The sequence below is a fragment of the Longimicrobium sp. genome, from assembly GCF_036387355.1.
In the GTDB taxonomy this organism is placed as follows: domain Bacteria; phylum Gemmatimonadota; class Gemmatimonadetes; order Longimicrobiales; family Longimicrobiaceae; genus Longimicrobium.
The window spans coordinates 1-5,933 of record NZ_DASVTX010000035.1 but is presented as its reverse complement, the minus strand read 5'-3'; the positions used below and the strand labels follow the sequence as shown (position 1 = coordinate 5,933).

The window sequence follows — 5,933 nt, the reverse complement described above, 5'->3', positions numbered from 1 at the left end:
GGAGTGGGGCGCACCCAGGAATGGTCATCCTGAGGAGGCGCCGGCCGAACCTGCGGCCGCACCGCCGTGTGGCGCTGACGAAGGATCTGCTTTCCGCCTGTTCCAACTGCGCCGCACGCGGCGAACCGGCGCCCGCGCTGTGTTCCCTGCGCGGTTGAAGCCCCGGACGTGGACGCGACAGCGGCCACGGGTCGGGGCTTACCGCTGTCGGAGCGGCGGATTATCCGCTCAGGGATGCCACCGGCCCGCGACGTTCTGATCTGCGTGACGACCCCGTGCCGTTCCAGGCAGGTGAAGTCCCCCCGTCTGTCTGGGGGGACTTTCCGCAGTTGTTGCGGCGAATTCATTCGCTCAGCAGGCTTTCAGCCGCCGCGGCCTGAGCAGTCAGACGTCCAGGTTCGGACTCGACCTCACCCCCAACACCTACCTCGGCTCGCTCGCCGGGACGTGCTCGGCATCCTCCGAGCCCTCCACCTCGTCCGGGTTGCTCGGCGCCTCGGGCACCTTGGGGACCACGAGGGTGAGCTGGTGCGGGCCGAGGTCGTACGCGAACCGCCGGGCATGCAGCGGCTCACCATCGGCGTTCACCGTCATCTCCTCCTCCGCCTCCACCACCAGCTCCCGCACCTTGCGGTAGGTGACCTGCGGATGGTGCACGTGCTTGCCCGCGCGGATCAGCGGGGCGATGCGCACCACGTCCACGTGGCTCATCTCCTGGACAATGCACACGTCCAGCAGCCGGTCCGCCGGGTCCGCCGCCGCCGTCACCCAGTTGCCGCCCCCCGTGCGCCATCCGTTGCCCACCGCAAAGAGCAGAAACCCGCCCTCGTACAGCACCTCGCCGTCGGACAGAAAGCGCGCCCGCGTTTCGCGAAGCTGCACGAACTTGCGCACCCCCGTCACCACGTACGCCACCGGCCCCAGCACGCGCTTCAGGTCGCCCGACGTTTCTTCCGTGGCCTCGGCGCCCATCCCGCCCGTGGACACGTTCAGAAAGTAGCGCCCGTTCACCCGCGCCACGTCCACCGGGTAGTCCACGCCCTCCACCGAGGCCAGCACCGCCGCCTCCGGGTCGCCCGTCTCGATCCCCATCCCCCCCGCCAGGTCGTTCCCCGTCCCCAGCGGCACGATCCCCAGCCGCGGCAGGTTGGGGCGCCCGTCCCCCGGCTGCTCCTCGATCCAGTCGTACAGCCCGTTCACCACCTCGTTGATGGTGCCGTCGCCGCCCGCGGCCACCACCAGGTCGGCGCCGTACTCCGCCGACTTCCACGCAAAGCGGTGCGCGTCGCCGGACTCGAAGGTGGCGCGCGGATGAACGGTGTGCCCCGCTTCGCGCAGCTTCAGGACCCCGGCGCGGATGGCGTCCACCGCCTCGGGCGCGCGGGGGTTGATGATGACGGAGATGTGCACGGGAAAGCGCCTGCCGGAGTGAGGGTCCGTGTGCGGACTTCCACCCCGCCCGAAGCAAGATCTCCGCCACCCCGCGCCCCCGCAGTTCGGCGTATCTTCGCCTTGACCGCGGGCAGATCCGGATTACCTTGTGGGGCACAGTGGGATGATGTGGGGGTGTGTGGGAGAGTGTGGCGGACCCGCCTGACAGGACCCGGTGAACGGCTTTCTCGGCAGCTACCAGCACCAGATCGACGAAAAGGGCCGGCTGAGCCTTCCCGCACCGTTCCGGCGGGAGGGCGGGGACGAGCCCATGGTCCTGGTGCATGCCTTTCCCGACGCCCTCACCCTGTATCCCCAGCACACCTGGGCCGAGGTGGAAGCCCGCCTGCGCGAAATGCTGCGCCGGAACCCGCAGGCCCGCGCGTACGTGCTGCGCGTGACGGCCAACGCGGTGGAAGTGGCGCCCGACAAGGCAGGGCGCATCATGGTTCCCGCGCGGCTGCAGGAAGCGGTGGGAATCGCCGGCTCCGCGCTGGTGGTGGGCGCCATCGACCGCATCGAATTGTGGAACCCGGACCGGTTCCTGGCGGCCACCGCCGAGCCGGTCGCCGAGGCGGAAAGCTTTACGCACCAGATCTTCGGCTGACCTCACAACCCCCGCGTCACGCCATGATCGTTCAGCCCCGGACCCCCGCACCGGCCCCGTCGCCCGCACGTCCGGGCGGCGCCATCCCCTGCGGCCTGGACCGCCACTTCGGCCCGTTCGAGGCCGTGGACCCCCTGCGCAACTGGCTGGGCACCGACTGGTTTACCTGCCGCTGCTGCCGCGCGGTGGTGACCCGCGCCCACGCCGCGCCCCTCGCGGCCGCGTGACCCTTCCCCATGCGACCGGCTACCACGCGCCGGTCATGGTGCGCGAGGTCATGGACCTGCTGCGGCCGGAGCGCGGGGGCACGTACCTGGACGGAACCCTGGGCGGCGGCGGCCATTCCGAGGCGCTGCTGGAGCGTGCGCCCGCGGCGCGGCTCTTTGGGGTGGACCGCGACCCGGACGCGCTGGCCGAGGCGGGGGAGCGCCTGGCCCGGTTCGGCGAGCGGTTCACCCCCGTCCGCGCCAACTTCGCCGACGCGGTGCAGGCCGCGGGGATCGCGCCCGGCACCCTGAACGGCGTTCTGCTGGACCTGGGCATCTCGTCGCACCAGATCGACCGGGACGCGCGCGGCTTCACCTTTCGCCCCGGCGCGCCGCTGGACATGCGAATGGCGCAGGCCACGGCCGGCGAACCCAGCGCGGCGGACCTGCTGAACGAGATGGACGAGCAGGAGCTGGCCAACCTGTTCTACCGCTACGGCGAGGAAAAGCGGTCGCGAAAGCTGGCCCGCATCATCCTGGAAATGCGCGCGGTGGAGCCGTTCGCCACGAGCGACCAGCTCCTTTCCGCCATCACCCGCACGCTGGGGCCGCGCACCGAGGCGGCGGACAAGGCGCGCATCTTTCAGGCGCTGCGCATCGCCGTGAACGGTGAAATCCAGGCGCTGGAGCGCGCGCTGGACGCGTTTCGCGAGGCGCTGGCGCCCGGCGGCGTGTTTGCCGTGCTCGCCTACCACTCGCTGGAAGACCGCCTGGTGAAGAACGCGTTCCGCGACTGGAGCCAGGAGTGCGTGTGCCCGCCCGGGCTGCCGGTGTGCCGGTGCCGGGGGCGCGCGCTGGGACGACTGATGACTCGCAAACCCATGAGCGCCACCCCGCAGGAAATCGCCGCGAACCCGCGCGCGCGCAGCGCCCACCTTCGTGGATGGAGCGCGGCGTGACCACGGACGCGCTCCCCTCTCCCCGCCGCCCGGCGCGCGGCCGTCCCGGCGCCGCGCCCTGGGAGGCGCCGCGCACGGTGGATCCGCAGCGCCGCGCCCGCCGGCGCGCCGCGCTGGGCCGCCTTCTTCTCGTCCTGGCCGTCGCGGGCTCGCTCGCGTCCGTGGTGTGGCGCCAGACAGAAGGCGTGGCCCGGCAGCGCGAGCTTGGGCGCGTGCAGGCCGAGACCTCCATCGCCGAGGCCGAGCGGGTGGAGTGGGGCAACCGCATCCAGGCGCTGCAGACCCGCGCCCGCATCACCCGCGTCGCCGAGCGGCTGGGGCTGCACGTGGCGCGGGATGAAGAAGTGATCCTGCTTCCCGTCGCCGCCTCCGCCATGGAGCAGGCGCCGTGAGCCGCGCCACCGCGTGGGATACGGAAGAGCGGCTGCGCGGCCGGCGGCGGCTTCTGGTGGCCTCCATCGGCATCGCGGCCGTGCTGGTCGTGGGCCGCGCCGTGCAGCTGCAGGGGTTCGAAGGGGCGAAGTGGCGGGCGGAAGCGGCGGAGCAGCAGCAGGCCCGCGTGGCGCTGCCGGCCCGCCGCGGCGCCATTCTGGACCGCGACGGCGTTCCCCTGGCGCTCACCCGCGAAACGTTCCGCCTTTCCCTCGCGCCCAACGAACTGGCGGAGCGGGACGAGGCGGTGCGCTCGCTCATGGACGTGCTCAAGCTTCCCCGCGCCAGCGCGCGCCGCGCGACGGACCCGCGGCGGCGCTGGGTGGTGCTTCCCGGCAGCTTTACGGCGGACCAGCGGCGCACGCTGGGCGACGCGCGCGGCTTTCACTGGGAGCGGCGGCTGGAGCGCTTCTACCCGCAGGGCAGCGTGGGGCGCGAGGTGCTGGGCGGCATCAGCGGCGACGGGCGCGCGCTGGGCGGGATGGAGCAGGCGCTGGACAGCATGCTGAGCGGGCGCGACGGGTTCAGCATCCTTCGCCGCGACGGACGGGGGCGCAAGGAGGCGTCGGTGGCGCTCCCCGTGGCGCCCGCGGTGGATGGGGGGGACGTGTACCTGACCATCGACTTCGACCTGCAGGAGATCGCGGACGCGGCGCTCAGCGAGGCCATCGACAGCACGGGCGCCAAGGGGGGCGACCTCCTTCTCCTGGATCCGCGCACGGGGGAGATCCTCGCCGCGGTCAGCAAGCGGCAGGGCGGCGCGCGCGGCGTATCTGCCTTCATCGAGCCGTACGAGGCGGGATCCACCCTCAAGCCCTTCTTTGTCAGCACTCTCCTGTCCACCGGCCGCGCCAACCTGGGCGAGCGGGTGAACGGGGAGAACGGCGTGTGGGCGGACCCGTCCGGCCGGGTGCACACCGACGTGCATCCCTACGGCTGGCTTACGCTTCGCGACGCGCTGCGGGTGTCCAGCAACATCGGCCTCGTCAAGTTCGCGCCGCGGCTGACTCCCGCGCAGCAGTTCGGCGTGCTGCGCGACTTCGGGTTCGGCACGCCCACGGGGATCGAGTACCCCACCGAGTCGTCGGGGCGGCTGCCGCGCCCGGACCGCTGGTCGGCCATGACGCCGGCCTCGCTGGCAACCGGATACGAGATGTCCGTCACCCCGCTGCAGCTCGCGCTGGCGTACAGCGCGCTGGCGAACGGGGGGACGCTGATGGAGCCGCGGCTCGTGCGCGAGGTGCGCGGGCGCAACGGGCAGACGCTGGAGCGCCGCGACCCGCGCGAGGTGCGCCGCGTGATTCCCGCCGGCGTGGCGCACCAGATCCGCGACGTCCTGGTATCCGTCGTGGAGGACGGAACGGCGACGCGCGCCTCGCTTTCGACCTTCGAGGTGGCGGGAAAGACGGGGACGGCGCGGCGGACGGGGGCCAACGGCCGCTACGTCGCGGGGGAGTACAACGCGACCTTCGTGGGATTCTTTCCCGCCCGCGATCCGCAGCTCACCATCCTGGTGCGCCTGGACCGGCCCAGCGGCGCCTACTACGGCGGCCTGACCGCCGCGCCCGTGACGCGCGAAACGCTGCAGGCCATTCTGGCCGCGCGGTCTCCCGGATTGGACCGCCGCAGCCTGCTGGCCACGCGCCTTCCCGCGCAGGCACCGCCCGCCGCGCCCGGCCCCGTGCGCGAGGACGCGCCCCCGGTGGGCTCCGAGGGCGTGTACGTGTTCGTGCAGACGGACGGGGTGGCGCGCGGGGAGGCCCCGGCGGGCGGCGCGGTGCCGCTTCCGGAGCTGGCCGGCCTTCCGCTTCGCGACGCCGCGCGGCGTCTGCACGCGCTGGGGATGCACGTCCGCGTGCGCGGCGCGGGGTCGGTGGCGGGCACGCTGCCGGCCGCCGGGCAGACCGCCACTCGCGGCGACACCGTCGTCATCCAGGGAGACGCTCGATGAACCGGCGGACCACGCTGGGCGCCATCGAGGCGCGGCTGGAGCGCGAGGGGCTGCTGCGTCCGGAAAGCCGCCTGTCCACCGCGGATGCGGCGCGTGAGGTGGATGACGTCACCGGGGACTCGCGCGCGGCGAAGGCGGGGACGCTCTTCTGCGCCGTCGTGGGGACGGCGAGCGACAGCCATCGCTTTCTCCCCGCCGTGGCGGAATCCGGGGCGGCGGGGGCGACGGTGGAGCGCGCGGACGCATCCATCCCCATCCCGCAGATCGCCGTGACGGACGGGCGGCGGGCCACGGCGTTCGCGGCCGCGGAGTTCTTCGGCGACCCGTGGGCGCAGATGACGCTCGTG

At 73.0% G+C, this 5,933-nt stretch carries 6 protein-coding genes and 1 pseudogene; 6 read left to right on the top strand and 1 reads right to left on the bottom strand.

Annotation, left to right across the window (positions count from 1 at the left end; translation table 11 throughout):
- Window positions 1–423: 423 nt before the first annotated feature.
- Window positions 424–1,410 carry a diacylglycerol/lipid kinase family protein gene (locus VF665_RS01660; protein WP_331051660.1) on the bottom strand — a complete coding sequence of 329 codons (987 nt, stop codon included), beginning with the start codon at window positions 1,408–1,410 and terminating at the stop codon, window positions 424–426.
- Window positions 1,411–1,606: 196 nt separating this feature from the next.
- Here VF665_RS01660 and VF665_RS01655 point away from each other — a divergent pair, with 196 nt between their 5' ends.
- The 6 genes and pseudogenes from VF665_RS01655 to VF665_RS01630 all read left to right on the top strand — a co-directional run.
- The gene (locus VF665_RS01655) at window positions 1,607–2,038 is read left to right on the top strand and encodes a division/cell wall cluster transcriptional repressor MraZ (RefSeq protein WP_331051659.1); all 432 of its coding nucleotides are present in this window, start codon (window positions 1,607–1,609) and stop codon (window positions 2,036–2,038) included.
- Window positions 2,039–2,061: 23 nt separating this feature from the next.
- Window positions 2,062–2,265 (top strand): hypothetical protein, encoded by a 204-nt coding sequence (locus VF665_RS01650; RefSeq protein WP_331051658.1) that lies wholly within the window; start codon window positions 2,062–2,064, stop codon window positions 2,263–2,265.
- Window positions 2,262–3,203 (top strand): 16S rRNA (cytosine(1402)-N(4))-methyltransferase RsmH, encoded by a 942-nt coding sequence (gene rsmH, locus VF665_RS01645; RefSeq protein ID WP_331051657.1) that lies wholly within the window; start codon window positions 2,262–2,264, stop codon window positions 3,201–3,203. The genes VF665_RS01650 and rsmH overlap by 4 nt, the downstream gene beginning before the upstream one ends.
- A complete protein-coding gene (locus VF665_RS01640) occupies window positions 3,200–3,595 on the top strand; it encodes a hypothetical protein (protein WP_331051656.1) in 396 nt (131 codons plus the stop codon). Before rsmH ends, VF665_RS01640 begins: the two co-directional genes overlap by 4 nt.
- Window positions 3,592–5,586 (top strand): penicillin-binding transpeptidase domain-containing protein, encoded by a 1,995-nt coding sequence (locus VF665_RS01635; protein ID WP_331051655.1) that lies wholly within the window; start codon window positions 3,592–3,594, stop codon window positions 5,584–5,586. The genes VF665_RS01640 and VF665_RS01635 overlap by 4 nt, the downstream gene beginning before the upstream one ends.
- A pseudogene (locus VF665_RS01630) lies at window positions 5,583–5,933 on the top strand (hypothetical protein); the annotation flags it as partial. The gene VF665_RS01635 and the pseudogene VF665_RS01630, both read left to right, overlap by 4 nt.

What these genes read in the sequence shown, in the direction of transcription:
- VF665_RS01650 (WP_331051658.1), top strand. Translation starts at nt 2,062, where the DNA reads ATGATCGTTCAGCCCCGGACCCCCGCACCGGCCCCGTCGCCCGCACGT.